Genomic DNA, 14,804 nt, shown 5'->3' on the forward strand with positions numbered 1-14,804 from the left:
TGTTAGTGCTGCCTTTAAGCGGCGAGCGTATCGCGCATGCGGGCCAATTGGGCTTGTACGGAAGTATCGAGCACCTGGTCCCCGACGGCCACGCGCACGCCGCCGATCAACGACTGGTCGACGGTGACGACGGGCTTGAGCTTCAGGCCGAATTTCTTCTCGAGGGCAACGACCAGTTCTTGGACCTGGGCGTCGCTCAGCTCGAACGCGCTGGTGATTTCCGCCTGCGCCGTGCCGTCGTGACGGTTCCGCAGCACCACGAATTGCGTGGCGATCTCGGGCAGCAGCAGCAACCGGTCGTTTTCGACCAGCAGCTCGATGAAATTGCGGGCGGCCTGGGGCAGTTCGGCCTTCACCAGGCCGGTAAACAGCTCGACGCGCTGCTTGTCGCCCAGACGCGGATCGGCCATGGCCTCGCGCACGTCGGGGTTGGAGGCGACCTGCGACAGCTCGCTGACCAGGTCGGCCCAAGCCTGCAGGCCGGCCTTGTCGTCGCGCGCGGCGGCGAACAAGGCTTCGGCGTAGGGCCTGGCAACAGTGGAAAGTTCAGCCATGACGGTCCCGGATTAAAGCTGCGCGCGGAGCTGGTTCAGCAGCTCGGCGTGGGCGCGGGCGTCAACCTCGCGCTTGAGGATCTGTTCAGCACCCTTGACGGCCAGCGCGGCGACGTCGTCGCGCAGCGAATCACGGGCGCGCTGGACTTCCTGCGCGGCATCCTGTGCAGCTTGCGCCACGATGCGGGCACGCTCGGCTTCCGCTTCACGGCGGGCCTGCTCGATCAGGGAGGCGGCTTGCTTCTCGGCCTCGATGATGCGGGCGTGGTTTTCGGACTTGGCAGAAGCCTCGATCAGACTGACACGCGCCTGGGCCTGGGCCAGATCGGCCTTGCCCTTCTCCGCGGCGGCAAGGCCGTCGGCGATTTTTTGGCGGCGCTCGTCCATCGCCTTCGTCAGAGGAGGCCACACGAATTTCATCGTGAACCAGCCCAGAACGAAGAACACGAGCATCTGGAAAATGATCGTCGCGTTCAGATTCACGGTCGTTCCTTTAACACCTTGCGGCTCCGACGGCACCCGGGGCGGGCAACGCGGAGCACTCGATACTTTGCCGGTCGGCGACGGGGCTCAGGCCCGCATCGCCGCCAGCGTCATGACCCGCCTTTTCGCCGGCGGGCGTGCCTTAGCCGACGAACGGGTTGGCGAAGGCGAACAGCATGGCGATACCCACGCCGATCAGGAATGCCGCGTCGATCAGGCCAGCCAGCAGGAACATCTTGGTTTGCAGAGCGTTCATCAGTTCAGGCTGACGAGCCGAAGCTTCCAGGTATTTGCCGCCCATCAGTGCGATGCCGATGCAAGCGCCGATAGCGCCCAGACCGATGATAAGACCGCAAGCGAGAGCAACGAAAGCGACGTTGGTCATGACAACTCCTTGGTTAGAAATCTGAAGTCAAAAAAATAAAAGATTGGGGTACTGCTCAATGCAAGAGGATCTTGCTATCCAGCGCCGGCCCGGAGGCCGACACCGGAAATTCGGGGGATCAGTGGCCTTCGTGCGCCTGGCCGAGGTACACCAGGGTCAGCATCATGAAGATGAAGGCCTGGAGCAACACGATCAGGATGTGGAAGATGGCCCAGATCGAGCCGGCCAGCACGTGGCCGATTCCCAAGCCGATGCTGGCGCCGTTGAAACCGGTCCAGGCACCGCCCAAGAGGGCGATCAGCATGAAAATCAATTCGCCGGCGAACATGTTGCCGAACAACCGCATGCCCAGCGACACGGACTTGGCGGCGTATTCGATCAGGTTCAGCAGCAGGTTGAACGGCGCCAGGACGAGCGCGCCCAGGCCATGCGCATGGAACGGCGCGGTGAACAGTTCCTTGACGAAGCCGCCCGGGTGCTTGATCTTGATGCCGTAGTAGAACATCAGCAGCAGCACGCCCAGCGACATGCCCATCGGCACGTTCAGGTCGGCGGTCGGCAGCACGCGGTGGTAGTAGAGGGGGTCGCCGTGGTGCGCGCCCAGACCGGTCAGGCGCCAGATCGACGGCATCAGGTCGACGGGCAGCAGGTCCAGCGCGTTCATCAGGATGATCCAGAGGAACACGGTGAGGGCGAGCGGAGCGATGAAGAGGCGGCTCTTGGCATTGTGGACGATGCCCTTGGCCTGGTCGTCGACCATGTCGACGATCATTTCCACGAAGGCCTGGAAGCGGCCCGGGACGCCGGCGGTCGCACGGCGGGCGGCGCGCCACAGGAAGAAGATGACGATCAGGCCCGTCAGGCCGGACCAGAACAACGAGTCGTAGTTGATGATGTCAAACTGAGCAATTGCAGTCTGTTTTTCGCCCGTATTGTTCAGGTGCACCAGGTGGTGCTGAATATAAGCGGACTGAGGCGACACGTCGCTGGCAGCAGCCATTTGAATCCTACCCTATTTGCTGTATGCCCGAGCCCTTGCGAGCCGGACGATTCCACGATTCCGTTTGCCGTTACCTACCCGGCGCGCTATGACAACTTGCGGAACATCAAAAGCAGGAGATATCCCTTCAGCGTGAGTATCAAGCCCAGCAGCGCGGCAGGCCAGACGAGACTGTCCTGCGCCACACGCGAAAGCAGCCACAACAGCAGTGCCGTTGCGAACAACTTGATCAACTCACCAGAGAGAAAGGTAAAGGGACTGGCCTTGCCGGTCCGGACACTGACAGCCAGGCGCAATGCGAACAACGCATTGGGTATGAAATACGCTCCTGCCCCCGCCAGCGCCGACCAACCTGCCGCCGCCCCTCCGACAACCCCCGCTATTACTGCTGCTGCGAGCCCCATGGCGCCTTGCGCCGCCAGTGCCAACAGGAGACCGCGGCCAGCCTGTGCATTCAGCGCCGCGCGGTCCGCGTCGCTCAGAACCAGCACCCGGTCCACCGGATCCCGATCCGCCAGAACCTGGCGTGCCTTGCCCTGTTGCGCAGGTTGCGGATTCATTCCACAGGATTGCTCCCGGGCTTCATTCCAACCGCGCGCAGGTTCGTGCCGCACTGTGTTCTGCTGCATCAAACTTCCCCGCTTAAAGCCGTACCAATGCCGTCATGCCAAAGCCGCCACTGGCCGTGGCCGTACGAACCGGCCGTACGAATTGGCCTAAACGGAATTGGCCTGAACGGCCCGCCTTGCCCCCGTCAGAACCGGCGAAATCATCGCCCTGTGTTCTTATCCCGCAAGCGTCAAACCCGCAGAGTATAGCGTGTTTTTTTTACCCGAGCAAATGAACTTTCGGCGGTTTGTAAGGCGGCAACAGGCCTTGCCGGACGGCGTGTCGGGACGGAAATTGGGGACGTGAATGCGGCCTGCCGCCGCGCCAAAGCGCGAACGGCCGGAACAAAAAAAGCGGCTCCCGAAGGAGCCGCCGGGGTGCTGCCCGGCCGATGGCGCCCACCCGCCCCGGCCGCGCGCGGCGCGTCAGTCTTCCTTGACCGGCGGCGGCGCCCACAGCCCGTCGAGCGCGACGTCCTGCGGCCAGTACAGGCGCATGCTGAGCAGGAACGGGCCGTCGGCGGCCGGCGTGGCCAGCCAGTTGGAGCGCTTGCGCTCGCCCGGATCGCGGCGCTGGATGTAGATGTCCAGCGAGCCGTCGGCGTTGTACTTCAGGCCGTCGGTGCTGCGTAGCGCGTAGCGGTTGGCGGGATTGTCGGGGAAGGCATGCTTGTCGTTATAGACATGCAGCGACCAGAAGCCATTGGCCGGCGGCAATTGGCCCTTCTCGAAGTGCAGCACATAGTCTTCGTTCGAGTTGAGCGCGCGGCCCTTGCTGTCGGCGACCGTGACCGGATAAAGCACGTCTTCCGGCGTCGGCGCGCCCAGGCCGGCGTAGGCGATGGCGGCGCGGCGGGTGTAGTCGGTGCCGTAGGTGCCGATGCCGGTGAGCACGGTGTTCCAGCCGTTGATCGGCGTGGCCAGGCGCGACACGCCGTCGGCGATGCGGCGGCCGGCCAGCGGCTGCGCGTCGGCCAGGGCCTGCTGCACGGTGGGGCTGAGGCGGCCATACGAGAACGGCTGGCGGCCATCCAGGCCGATGCGGCGCATGCGGTCCAGCATCGGCGTGTCGTTGGCGTGCGGCGGATTGTTGCGCAGCACGTCGAAGAACAGCGTGAAGAATGACGCGGCGTCCATGCTCGCGGCCTGCTCCGCCGGGGTGCCATCGGGCACCGTCACGGGCATCGGCATCGGCACGTCGCTGCCGATCGGCGCCGACCCCACGCCCGGGCCGGTCTGCGGATAGGGCGTGGCGCCGCTGGCGCCGCGATGACGGCCGGGCGCCGGCGCCACCGGCGCCACCATCGGGCTGGCCGTCATGTTGGCCTGGAGCTGGTTGACCGCGGCGTAATCCTGCGGACCGCCGGTCTGGGTCCAGCCGATCAGCCAGCCGGTCGAGGTCGGGCTGTGGATCACGTCCATGCCCGGCGGCAGCGCGCCCTGCCAGTTGGGGCCGACGATGGCGAACGACTGGGCGCCGGGGCCGTTGGTGCGCGTGCCGCGCGAGGCGAACACATCGCTCCACATGTCCAGCGCCGACAGCACGGTGTAGCGCTTGCCGGTATCCGGCAGCCGCACGATCAGCGGCGCGCGCGACACGTCGAACCACAGGCTCGAATACAGCGCGTCGGCGCTGGGCCACGGCGTGTCAGCCGCGCGCGGATCGGGGAACGCGGCCTTGTGGCCGAACTGGTTGACCGGCGCCTTGCCGTCCAGCGGCGACTGCACCGCGGTGGCCTTGCGGCGCGCCAGCTCCATCAGCACCATCGGATAGGCGTAGACGTAGGCATCGATGGCGATCTCGCGCAGCTCCTGCGCGCTCATCTGCGGCGCGGGCGCGTTGGCGGCGGGATACGGCGTTTCCGATACCAGCCGCAGCGTCGGCTGCGGCGATTGGGCTTGCGTAGCGGTCATGAAGCAGGCGCTGAGGGCGCCCGCGAGCACGGCGGCGGACCACCGGCGATTGAAGGGGGAAGTACGCATGCAAGGCTCCTTGTTGCTATTGTTTGCAGACGAGCCGCCGCGCTTGGGGCTTACCAGTTCGGGCAAGCCTCTCTGGCGCGACATCCCGTTTTCAGAGTGACGCCTTTTCAGGATAGGGCCGATCACTGCAACAAGGTGCTGTCCAAAAGTTTCAAGGCGCAACGCGCCAACCCGATCGCGCAGGCATGAAAAACGCGCCCGGTAAGGGCGCGCACGGGAAAACAGGGCCGGACGCCAGGGTCCTCGCGCCCGCGATAGCCGGCCCGAGCGGGATCGGGACGGCGTAACAAGGCTTAACGGTGTTTGAAGTCCGGTTTGCGCTTTTCGGTGAAGGCGGCCATGCCTTCCTTCTGGTCCTCGGTGGCGAACAGCGAATGGAAGACGCGGCGCTCGAACAGCAGGCCTTCGTTGAGCGAGCCCTCGAAGGCGCGATTGACGCATTCCTTGGCCATCATGACCGACGGCAGCGACATCGACGCGATCACGGTGGCGGCCTCGAGGGCTTCGTCCATCAGCTTATCGGCCGGCACCACGCGCGACACCAGGCCGGCGCGCTCGGCTTCCTCGGCGCCCATCATGCGGGCGGTCAGGGCCATGTCCATGGCCTTGGCCTTGCCCACCGCGCGCGGCAGGCGCTGGGTGCCGCCGGCGCCGGGAATGACGCCCAGCTTGATCTCGGGCTGGCCGAACTTGGCCGTGTCGGCGGCGATGATGATGTCGCACATCATCGCCAGTTCGCAGCCGCCGCCCAGCGCGTAGCCGGCGACCGCGGCGATCACGGGCTTGCGGATGCGCTTGAGGGTTTCCCAGTTGCGGGTGATGTATTCGCTGCCGTACACATCCATGTACGACCAGTCTTTCATGGCGCCGATATCGGCGCCCGCGGCGAAGGCCTTTTCGCTGCCGGTGATGACGACCGCGCCGATGTCCGCATCCGCCTCGAAAGCCAGCAGCGCCGCCCCGAGTTCGTTCATCAGTTGATCGTTGAGCGCGTTGAGCGCCTTGGGGCGGTTCAGCGTCAGCAGACCGACGCGGCCGCGGGTTTCGACCAGCACAAACGACTCGCTCATTACCTGTCTCCAGAGGATGGGATGAAATAAGATATACGCATGGAAAAAACCGATGCTTTCCCCATACTTTACCGCCTCGCGCCCCACGACCCCGCGGGGCACCGCTACCGGATAACCCTAACCATTCAGGCGCCCTCGCCGGACGGCCAGCGCCTGTCGCTGCCGGCCTGGATTCCGGGCAGCTACCTGATCCGCGATTTTTCGCGCCAGATCGAGTCGCTGACGGCCCATTGCGGCAACCGCCGCGTGGCTGTCGACAAAATAGACAATCACACCTGGCAGGCCGCGCCCTGCGACGGCCCGCTGCGGGTCGAGTACACGGTTTACGCCTGGGACCTGTCGGTGCGCGGCGCGCACCTGGACGAAACGCACGGTTTCTTCAACGGCACCAGCGTGTTCCTGCGCGTGCATGGGCAGGACCACCTGCCCTGCCTGGTGGACCTGGCGCCGCCGCGCGGCATCGAGGGCTGGAAGGTCTACACCAGCCTGCCCGAGGCCCGCGGCCACAAGGGCGCGGCGCGGCGCCACGGCTTCGGCCTGTACCTGGCGCCGGACTACGACGCGCTGATCGACCATCCGGTCGAAATGGGCACGCCGCAGGTGGCCAGCTTCACGGCGCATGGCGCCGAGCACGAACTGGTGTTCACCGGCGTGGCGCCCAACCTGGACCTGGCCCGCATCACGGCTGACGTGCGCAAGATCTGCGAAACCCAGATCGCCTTCTTCGAACCGCGCGGCAAGCGCGCGCCGTTCCTGGACAGCGCCGACCGCTACGTCTTCATGACGATGGTGACGGGCGATGGCTACGGCGGCCTGGAGCACCGCGCCAGCACGGCGCTGATGACGGCGCGCAAGGACCTGCCGGTGCTGGGCCAGCAGGGCCAGGGCGAAGGCTACCGCGGCTTCCTGGGTCTGGTGAGCCACGAGTATTTCCACACCTGGAACGTCAAGCGCATCAAGCCGCAGGCGTTCGTGCCGTATGACCTGGCGCAGCCGGACCTGACGCGGCTGCTGTGGGTGTTCGAGGGGTTCACGTCCTACTACGACGATCTGCTGCTGCTGCGCTCCAACGTCATCACGCAGAACGATTACCTGCGCCTGCTGGCCAAGACCATCACCAGCGTGGCGCGCACGCCGGGACGGCACAAGCAGTCGGTGGCGGAAAGTTCGTTCGACGCGTGGACGCGCTATTACAAGCAGGACGAGAATTCGCCCAATGCGCTGGTGAGTTATTACACCAAGGGCGCGCTGGTGGCGCTGGGGCTGGATCTGCTGATCCGGCAAGAGTCTGCGGGCGCGCATTCGCTGGACGATGTGATGCGGCTGCTGTGGCAGCGGTACGGGCGCGACTTCTATCGCGGCAAGGCGCAGGGGCTGCCGGAAGACGGGCTGCCGGCGCTGATCAAGGAGGCGACCGGGGTGGATGCGCGGCGCTTCATCGCGCGGCATGCCTATGGGACGGCGGATGTGCCGCTGGCCGAGCTGCTGGCCGCTCAAGGCATCAAGCTGCAATGGAAAGCCTCGGTCAATATTCCTTCGCTGGATGTGCGCACGCGCAAGCAGGGGGATTCACTGGTGCTGGCGACGGTGCTGGAGGGTGGCGCGGGACATAAGGGCGGGTTGTCTGCCGGGGATGTGCTGGTGGCGATCGATGGCTTGAAGGTCGAAGGGGCCGCGGGCGTCGAAGTGTTGCTGGGGCAGTATCGGGTGGGGGATCGCGTGAGCGTGCATGTGTTCAGGCGGGATGAGTTGCGGGTGTTTAAGGTTCGTTTGAATGGGCCTGAGGCGCTGGATTGTGTGTTGTCGGTTGGGTGAGTATTTTTTTAGGGCCTTCTTCTTGATTGGAAGGCCCTTGTTGCATTGGGGCGGTGGGGTTCTTTAGGCGCGTGTGGCGGGGCAGGCGGGGGAGGACGGGGCTACGATTGCGGTCCGGAGCCTTCGCTCCGGACTGCCCCTGCGTCAACCTCGTACGCCTTCGGCTCCCTTCGGTTTCCCTTGGGCGCATCTACACGCCCCGCCCTCCCCCGCCTGCCCCGCCACACGCTCGCGTTGAGACTTAACGGCCGTTGCTGGGGCGGGCTGTTTGCTTGGCTTTTTTGCCGTCTAGGTGTGGGGTGGGGAGGGTCTTGCGGGGCCCGCCGCAAAGCGGCCGCGCGGGCGGCCTTTTGCGGCTTACGCGGTGTCTTGCGTCGCGATGAGGGCGCTGTCGCGTATGCGGGGATTTGCGTCTTGCGCGAGCGTTTTCTCGGGTATGTGGGGCTTTGGGGGGGCTGTCTCGCTTGCGCCTACAGTGACTTTTTCCGGTTGCACACGGTGGGCGCGAAGCGCCCTGCCGGGTCAGTTCAACTTCGCGCCGGAGACTTCGACGGCTTGTTTCCAGGTGTCGAGTTCTTTGTTGATGTGGTCGGCGAAAGCGGCGGGGGTGGAGCCTACGGTTTCGTAGCCGTAGCTGTTTAGCTGGGCCTTCAGGTCGGGGGTGTTGATGGCGGCGGCGATGGCGGTGCTGAGGGTGTCGAGGATGGCGGACGGCGTGTTGGCGGGGGCCAGGATGCCGTACCAGCCGTTGACGACGAAGCCGGGGACGGCTTCGGCGACGGCGGGGACGTTGGGCAGCAAGGGGGAGCGATGTTCGCCGGTGACGGCCAGGGCCTTGAGCTTGCCGGACTGCACTTGGGGGAGCGAGGTGGAGATGCTGTCGAACATCAGGGAGACCTCGCCGCCCAGCAGGGCGACGACGGCGGGGCCGCTGCCTTTGTAGGGGACGTGCAGCATGTCGGCGCCGGTGCGGTGCTTGAAGATTTCGGCGGCCAGGTGGCTGGTGTTGCCGTTGCCGGCGGAGGCGAAGCTGAGCTTGCCGGGATGCTGTCTGGCGTAGGCGATGAGTTCCGGGATGCTATTGGCGGGGGTGGACAGCGGGGCCGAGACCAGCATGGGCAGGGTCGCGACCAGCGAGACTGGGGCAAAGTCGCGGCGGGTGTCGTAGGGCAGCGAGGGGTAGAGGCTGGGGTTGATGGCGTGGGCGGCCAGCACCATCAGCAGGGTATAGCCATCGGGCTTGGCACGCGCCAGCTGCGACGAGGCGATGGCGCCGCCGGCGCCGGGCTTGTATTCCAGCACCACCGGCTGGTTCCACTTCTTCTGCAGGGCCGCGCCGAGCGGGCGGGCCAGCATGTCGGCGCTGCCGCCGGGCGGGTACGGGATCAGCAGCGTGATGGGCTTGTCGGGGTAGGCGCCGGGAGGTGCGGCATCCGCCGGTTGTGCGTGCACGGTGGTCGACGCGGCGAACAACAAGCTGGCAGTTGCCAGGACGGCAAGGACAGGACGGTGCATGGTGGACTCCGGAATGGCTCGGCTAAGGCGGGGAATGCTGGCGGCACCCACGCGACAACACGCTGCGCGGAGGAACGATGCGGCAACGCGCCGGCGATGGCCGCCACGATCGAGACATGGACGGCTTGTCTCAGCCGCGCACATAACGCGGCGCACCAGCGCCGTCCAGGGCGATAACCCAGGGCGCGTCGGGAAATCGCAAAAGCGCTTCAGTGGCGGCCTGCAGGTCGTCGGCGCTGATGCCTTGCAGCATGGCGTGCACGCGCAGGCCGTCGGGCGTAACGTCGATCACGGCCAGGTCGGTGTAGATGCGTGTGACGACGCCAGCGCCCGTCAGCGGGTAGCGGCACTGGCGCAGGATCTTGGGCGCGCCGTCGCGGCCGCGGTGTTCCATCATGGCCAGCACCTGGCGCGCGCCCACGGCCAGGTCCATGGCGCCGCCAACGGCGGGAATGGCGTCGGCGGCGTCGGTCTTCCAGTTGGCCAGGTCGCCGCGTTCCGAGACCTGGAAGGCGCCGAGCACGGCGTAGTCGAGATGGCCACCACGCATCATGGCGAACGACACGGTGTGCTCGGTGATGGAGGCGCCCGGCAGCAGCGTGATGGGCTGGCGGCTGGCGTTGATGAGGTCCGGATCGATGGCGTCTCCAGCCGCGGCCGGCCCCATGCCGGTGATGCCGTTCTCGCTGTGCAAGAGGATGTCCTTGTCGGGCGGCAGGTAGTCGCCCACCAGGGTCGGCATGCCGATGCCGAGGTTGACGACCGAGCCGTCGGGGATATCGCCGGCCAGCAGTTGCGCGACCTGCTGGCGGGTCATGGGGGTGATCGTCGGCATGTCAGGTCTCCACCCGCACCACGGTTTTCACGAACAGGCCGGGCGTCATGACGTGCTCGGGCGTGAAGGCGCCCAGCGGCACGACCTCGTCGACCTGGGCGATGGCGTGGCCGGCGGCCATGCACATCACGGGATTGAAATTGCGCGCGGCGTGGCGGTACATCAGGTTGCCCCAGCGATCGCCCTGGTGCGCGCGAATTAGCGCGTAGTCGCCGCGCAGCGGCTGTTCCAGCACGTAGCCGACACCGTTGATCACTTCCTGGCGGCGGCCTTGCGCCAGCTCGGTGCCGTAGCCGGTGGGCGTGTAGAACGGTCCCAGGCCCGCGCCGGCCGCGCGCAGGCGTTCGGCCAGGGTGCCTTGCGGCACGCATTCCAGTTCCACCTCGCCGGCGCGGAAGGCGCGGGCGAAGGCCTCGGAATTGGGCGGGCGCGGATGCGAGCAGATGATCTTGCGCACCTGCCGCCGGTTGAGCAGCGCGGCGATGCCGCGATCATGGGTGCCGGCGTTGTTGGCGATGAGGGTCAGGTCGCGCCGGCCCAGCTCGGCCAGGCAGTGCAGCAGTTCGTACGGCACGCCGGCCTCGCCGAAGCCGCCCACCAGCACGCTGGCGCCGTCGGGAATGACGGCCACGGCGTCCCTCATGCAAGCCTGAATCTTGTCGATCACTTATTGCTCCTGCGCGATGCCCGCGGCGTCCACGATCTGCTTCCAGCGCGTGCGTTCCTGGTCGATGAAGGCGGCGAACTCGGCCGGCGTGTTGCCGCCGGCCTGCCCGCCCATGGCACGAAAGCGCTCGGCGATGTCGGGGCTGCGCACCACGTCGCGGGTGCCGGCATAGAGCGTGTCGATGACGGTGGCAGGGGTGCCGGCCGGCGCCACCAGGCCGAACCAGGCGGTGACCACCATGTCGGGCACGCCGGCCTCGGCCATCGTCGGCACGTCGGGCAATTCCGCCAGGCGCCGCGCGCTGGTGACGGCCAGCGCACGCAGCTTGCCCGACTGGATGTAGGGCATGGAGCTGGGCAGGTTGTCGATCATGAAGGTGAACTGCTGGCCCAGCAGCGCCGCCACCGCGGGGCCCGCGCCCTTGTAGGGCACGTGCGTGCCGCCGATGCCGGCGCGCTGCTTGAACAGCTCGGCCGACAGGTGCGGCGACTGGCCGCTGCCCGAACTGCCGAACGACACCTTGCCCGGGTCCTTGCGAGCCAGCGCCAGCAGGTCGGCCACGCTGCGCGCGGGCGAGGCCTCGTTGACCACCAGCACGTTGGGCACGGAAATCACCAGCGTCACCGGCGCGAAGTCGGCCGGCTTGTAGGGCAGCGTCTTGTAGAGCGCGTAGTTGATGGCGTTGGGGCCGATGTTGCCCATCAGCACCGTGTAGCCGTCAGGCTTGGCGCGCGCCAGGGTCTGCGCGCCGATGATGCCGGCGGCGCCGGCTCGGTTCTCCACGATGACCTGCTGGCCGAGTTTCGCGGCCAGCAGGTCGGCGATCAGGCGCGCCGCGATGTCGGTGGTGCCGCCGGGCGACGCCGGCACGATGAGGGTGATGGGCCGTTCGGGCCACGCCGCCAGGGCGGGGCCCGCCATGGCGAGCGACAGCGCGCTGGCGGCCAGCCAGCGTTGCGGGTGCGGCATGCTTGTCTCCCTGCGCGATCCTGGTGCGAATCAACTTGTGCGGGAGAGTGTGGCCGCGCTGCCGCGAAATGCCTATTCCGGAATCTGGAGGAGCGGCTTCGCCTGCGCAAAAGAGCGCGCGTCTCAGCGCGGCGGGCGCGCCGCGATCTGTCCCGCCGTGCGCAGGAACGCCTGCAGCGCGCGGTTGCCGTCGTCGCGCCGCGTGACTGCGTAGACCGTGCCGCTGCCGACCGCGGCCGGCAGCGCGCACACCGCGATGCGCGCGCCGAAATGGCCGCACGCCGAGGCCGGCACCAGGGCCACGCCCAGCCCGGCCGCCACCAGCGCCAGCTGTGCCGGCACTTCGGCCACGCGCTGCGCCACCGACTGCGCCAGGCCCGCGCGGGCGCAGGTATCGGCCAGCTCGCGGGCGAAGGCCGAGGTCTCGGTGCGCAGCATCACGAACGCGTCCTGCCTGAGGTCGGCCAGCGCCAGGCGCTTGCGTCCGGCCAGGCGGTGCCCAGGCGGCAGCGCCGCCACCACCGGATCGGGCCACAGCGCCAGCGATTGCAGTTCGTCGTCGTCCACGGCGGTGCGCGAGATGCTGACGTCGATCCGGTGGCCGCGCACCGCGTCCAACTGCGCGGCGGGATTCATTTCATTGAGCAGCACCGACACCTGCGGGTGGGTCTGCGCATGGCGCGCGATCAGCGCCGGCACCGGCCCCAGGAAGTGCGAGCCGGACAGGCCGATCTCGAGCCGCCCCGCCCTGCCCTGGTCGACGGCGCGCGCCCGCACCGTGGCGTCCTTCAGGCCCGCGAGCGTGGCGCGCACGTCGTTCAGGAACGCGGCGCCGGCCTCGGTCAGCGTCACCCGCCGGTTGGTGCGGTCGAACAGCCTGACCTCCAGTTCGCGCTCGAGCTGGGCGATCTGCAGGCTCAGCGGCGGCTGCGAAATGTGCAGCCGGGCGGCGGCGCGGGTGAAGTTGAGTTCTTCGGCCAGCACGGCGAAATAACGGAGTTGGCGGATTTCCATGGCGGCCAATGATTTGCGAAAGATATGAAACCAGACAAAAACTATATTGGAAACTATCGTTCGCGGCGAGCAGAATCGGCTTCTCGCGCCCTCCCGGGCGCTGACAACGCTTATCGGAGACCCGCCATGACCCAGTCACCCCGCGTCCTGCGCATCGGCCAGATCGTTCCCAGTTCCAACACCACCATGGAAACGGAGATCCCCGCCATGCTGCGCCGGCGCGAGACCATCGCGCCCGAACGCTTCACCTTCCACTCCAGCCGCATGCGCATGAAGCAGGTGACGGCGGCCGAGCTGGCCTCGATGGATCGCGAGTCCGACCGCTGCGCGCAGGAACTGTCGGACGCGCGCGTCGACGTGCTGGGCTACGCCTGCCTGGTGGCCATCATGGCGCAAGGCCTGGGCTACCACCGCGCCTCGCAGGAACGGCTGCACCAGGCCACCGTGGACAACGGCGCGCCCGCGCCCATCGTCTCCAGCGCCGGCGCGCTGGTCGAGGGCCTGCACGCCATCGGCGCGCGCAAGGTCGCGATCCTGACGCCCTACATGAAGCCGCTGACCAAGCTGGTGGTGGACTACATCGAGCACGAAGGCATCGAGGTGCACGACAGCCTGTCGCTGGAAATCGCCGACAACCTGAAGGTGGGCGCGCAGGACCCGCTGGCGCCCGCCAGCCATGTCGAACGCCTGGACACGCGCGGCGTCGACGCGGTGGTGCTGTCGGCCTGCGTGCAGATGCCGTCGCTGGCGTCGATCCAGCCGGTGCAGGACCGCCTGGGCCTGCCGGTGGTGACCGCCGCCGCGGCCACGGTCTATCGCATGCTCAAGGTGCTGGACCTGGAGACGCGCGTGCCCGACGCCGGCGAACTGCTGACCGGCAAGTACTGAGCGGCGTGGCCGCCGCCTGCGCGACAGGCAGGGAAAGCGGCTTTCGGATGCGGGATCAGGGCTTGCGCTTTCTTGCCGGCGACACAGCCTGTCGAATGGCGGGCGCGTGCGCGCGCAACGTGTCCCACAAGCGCGTCATGACCGGCCCCTGCGGCCGGTCGGCGCGGCGCGCGGCCGCCAGCGTCTCGGTGCTGCCCGGCAGGTGACGATTGGCCAGCGACCGCAGCCGGCCATCGCGCAACTCGTCTTCCACCAGGAAGCGCGGCATGTGGCCCCAGCCCAGGCCCTGCAGGATGATCTCCTTCTTCATCAGTTGGTCGGCCACGGTGCACTGACGCGCCCCCGCCACCATGAAGTAATCGCGCGCCGGCGTGTGGCGGGCGGTGTCGCGCATGACGCATTGGGTGTAGTCGCGCAGGTGCTCGGGCCGCGGGGCGCGCGGCGACGCCGCCAGATACCCAGGCGCGGCCACCGGCACGAACGGCACGCTGCCCAGTTCCAGCCATTCGACGCGCGCATCGCCCGGCTCCACGCGGTGCAGGATCAGGTCGGCATCGCCGTCCAGCAGCCGTTCCCACGGCCCGGTCACGGCCTCGAAGTGCAGGTTCAGGCGGGTGGCCGGCCACTGCGCGAAGAACTGGCCCAGCAGCCCCAGCAGCAGCGGACGCGGACAGAAGTCGCCAATCACCACGTTCAACTCGCTTTCCTGGCCCATCGCCAGCTGTTCGGCGTGGGCGCGCAGGCCGGCCAGTTCGCGCAGCAGGGCCTGCGCGCGCAGATGGAACGACTGGCCCGCGGCGGTGAGCCGCACCCGGTAGCCGCTGCGGTCCAGCAGCGCCAGGTCCAATTGGCGTTCCAGTTTGGCCACGGCGGCGAATACCGCTGGGTGCGAGCGGTGCAGCGTCTCGGCGGCGGCCTGGAAGCCGCCGGCCCGCACCACCGCGTCAAAGCACTGCAGGTCGTGCAGGGTGAATTCGCTCATGTCAGGTTTTTCTACAGTGACTGTGCGATCTTTGTA

General features: G+C 67.4%; 15 protein-coding genes. 2 read left to right on the top strand and 13 right to left on the bottom strand.

The features are described from left to right. Positions 1 to 14 precede the first annotated feature (14 nt). The 7 genes from AruCF_RS26940 to AruCF_RS26970 form a co-directional block, all read right to left on the bottom strand. Positions 15 to 554, bottom strand: a complete 540-nt coding sequence (locus AruCF_RS26940) for a F0F1 ATP synthase subunit delta (RefSeq protein WP_049070834.1) — start codon at positions 552 to 554, stop codon at positions 15 to 17. A 12-nt stretch (positions 555 to 566) separates the two neighbouring features. Further along, positions 567 to 1,037 (bottom strand): F0F1 ATP synthase subunit B, encoded by a 471-nt coding sequence (locus tag AruCF_RS26945; protein ID WP_006227275.1) that lies wholly within the window; start codon positions 1,035 to 1,037, stop codon positions 567 to 569. Positions 1,038 to 1,179: 142 nt separating this feature from the next. Continuing rightward, positions 1,180 to 1,422, bottom strand: coding sequence for a F0F1 ATP synthase subunit C (atpE, locus tag AruCF_RS26950; protein WP_003815363.1), 243 nt, complete (start codon positions 1,420 to 1,422; stop codon positions 1,180 to 1,182). 118 nt (positions 1,423 to 1,540) lie between these two features. After that, positions 1,541 to 2,422, bottom strand: coding sequence for a F0F1 ATP synthase subunit A (gene atpB / locus AruCF_RS26955; protein ID WP_006386764.1), 882 nt, complete (start codon positions 2,420 to 2,422; stop codon positions 1,541 to 1,543). An 86-nt stretch (positions 2,423 to 2,508) separates the two neighbouring features. Then, a complete protein-coding gene (locus tag AruCF_RS26960; protein ID WP_053086034.1) occupies positions 2,509 to 2,922 on the bottom strand; it encodes an ATP synthase subunit I in 414 nt (137 codons plus the stop codon). Positions 2,923 to 3,456: 534 nt separating this feature from the next. Next, positions 3,457 to 5,013, bottom strand: a complete 1,557-nt coding sequence (locus AruCF_RS26965; RefSeq protein ID WP_083037016.1) for a DUF1254 domain-containing protein — start codon at positions 5,011 to 5,013, stop codon at positions 3,457 to 3,459. A gap of 293 nt (positions 5,014 to 5,306) precedes the next feature. After that, entirely contained in the window at positions 5,307 to 6,083 is a 777-nt protein-coding gene (locus tag AruCF_RS26970; protein ID WP_049070829.1) for an enoyl-CoA hydratase, read from the bottom strand. Positions 6,084 to 6,122: 39 nt separating this feature from the next. On the opposite strand from AruCF_RS26970, the gene AruCF_RS26975 reads away from it, so the two are divergent. Continuing rightward, positions 6,123 to 7,898, top strand: coding sequence for a M61 family metallopeptidase (locus AruCF_RS26975; RefSeq protein ID WP_049070828.1), 1,776 nt, complete (start codon positions 6,123 to 6,125; stop codon positions 7,896 to 7,898). 522 nt (positions 7,899 to 8,420) lie between these two features. On the opposite strand, the gene AruCF_RS26980 is transcribed toward AruCF_RS26975, so the two are convergent. From AruCF_RS26980 to AruCF_RS27000, 5 genes are all read right to left on the bottom strand, one after another. After that, positions 8,421 to 9,413, bottom strand: coding sequence for a tripartite tricarboxylate transporter substrate binding protein (locus AruCF_RS26980; protein WP_049070826.1), 993 nt, complete (start codon positions 9,411 to 9,413; stop codon positions 8,421 to 8,423). Positions 9,414 to 9,543: 130 nt separating this feature from the next. After that, complete coding sequence (locus AruCF_RS26985) at positions 9,544 to 10,248, bottom strand: 3-oxoacid CoA-transferase subunit B (protein WP_049070825.1); 705 nt, start codon at positions 10,246 to 10,248, stop codon at positions 9,544 to 9,546. 1 nt (position 10,249) lies between these two features. Then, positions 10,250 to 10,915, bottom strand: a complete 666-nt coding sequence (locus AruCF_RS26990; RefSeq protein ID WP_049070823.1) for a 3-oxoacid CoA-transferase subunit A — start codon at positions 10,913 to 10,915, stop codon at positions 10,250 to 10,252. Beyond that, positions 10,916 to 11,884, bottom strand: coding sequence for a Bug family tripartite tricarboxylate transporter substrate binding protein (locus AruCF_RS26995; RefSeq protein WP_049070821.1), 969 nt, complete (start codon positions 11,882 to 11,884; stop codon positions 10,916 to 10,918). Positions 11,885 to 12,007: 123 nt separating this feature from the next. Continuing rightward, the gene (locus AruCF_RS27000) at positions 12,008 to 12,898 is read right to left on the bottom strand and encodes a LysR substrate-binding domain-containing protein (protein ID WP_049070819.1); all 891 of its coding nucleotides are present in this window, start codon (positions 12,896 to 12,898) and stop codon (positions 12,008 to 12,010) included. Between the two features lie 126 nt (positions 12,899 to 13,024). Between AruCF_RS27000 and AruCF_RS27005 the strand changes: the two genes are divergently transcribed. Then, positions 13,025 to 13,786, top strand: a complete 762-nt coding sequence (locus AruCF_RS27005; protein ID WP_049070818.1) for a maleate cis-trans isomerase family protein — start codon at positions 13,025 to 13,027, stop codon at positions 13,784 to 13,786. Between the two features lie 55 nt (positions 13,787 to 13,841). On the opposite strand, the gene AruCF_RS27010 is transcribed toward AruCF_RS27005, so the two are convergent. Next, entirely contained in the window at positions 13,842 to 14,768 is a 927-nt protein-coding gene (locus AruCF_RS27010) for a LysR family transcriptional regulator (protein ID WP_049070816.1), read from the bottom strand. Positions 14,769 to 14,804 lie beyond the last annotated feature (36 nt).

The sequence above is a fragment of the Achromobacter ruhlandii genome, assembly GCF_002082135.1.
GTDB classification, from domain to species: domain Bacteria; phylum Pseudomonadota; class Gammaproteobacteria; order Burkholderiales; family Burkholderiaceae_B; genus Achromobacter; species Achromobacter ruhlandii.

Coding starts and splice junctions, on each gene's coding strand:
- AruCF_RS27000 (WP_049070819.1), bottom strand. CDS start 12,898: ATGGAAATCCGCCAACTCCGTTATTTCGCCGTGCTGGCCGAAGAACTC.
- AruCF_RS27005 (WP_049070818.1), top strand. CDS start 13,025: ATGACCCAGTCACCCCGCGTCCTGCGCATCGGCCAGATCGTTCCCAGT.
- AruCF_RS27010 (WP_049070816.1), bottom strand. CDS start 14,768: ATGAGCGAATTCACCCTGCACGACCTGCAGTGCTTTGACGCGGTGGTG.
- AruCF_RS26980 (WP_049070826.1), bottom strand. CDS start 9,413: ATGCACCGTCCTGTCCTTGCCGTCCTGGCAACTGCCAGCTTGTTGTTC.
- AruCF_RS26995 (WP_049070821.1), bottom strand. CDS start 11,884: ATGCCGCACCCGCAACGCTGGCTGGCCGCCAGCGCGCTGTCGCTCGCC.
- atpE (WP_003815363.1), bottom strand. CDS start 1,422: ATGACCAACGTCGCTTTCGTTGCTCTCGCTTGCGGTCTTATCATCGGT.
- AruCF_RS26975 (WP_049070828.1), top strand. CDS start 6,123: ATGGAAAAAACCGATGCTTTCCCCATACTTTACCGCCTCGCGCCCCAC.
- AruCF_RS26940 (WP_049070834.1), bottom strand. CDS start 554: ATGGCTGAACTTTCCACTGTTGCCAGGCCCTACGCCGAAGCCTTGTTC.
- AruCF_RS26985 (WP_049070825.1), bottom strand. CDS start 10,248: ATGCCGACGATCACCCCCATGACCCGCCAGCAGGTCGCGCAACTGCTG.
- atpB (WP_006386764.1), bottom strand. CDS start 2,422: ATGGCTGCTGCCAGCGACGTGTCGCCTCAGTCCGCTTATATTCAGCAC.
- AruCF_RS26965 (WP_083037016.1), bottom strand. CDS start 5,013: ATGCGTACTTCCCCCTTCAATCGCCGGTGGTCCGCCGCCGTGCTCGCG.
- AruCF_RS26970 (WP_049070829.1), bottom strand. CDS start 6,083: ATGAGCGAGTCGTTTGTGCTGGTCGAAACCCGCGGCCGCGTCGGTCTG.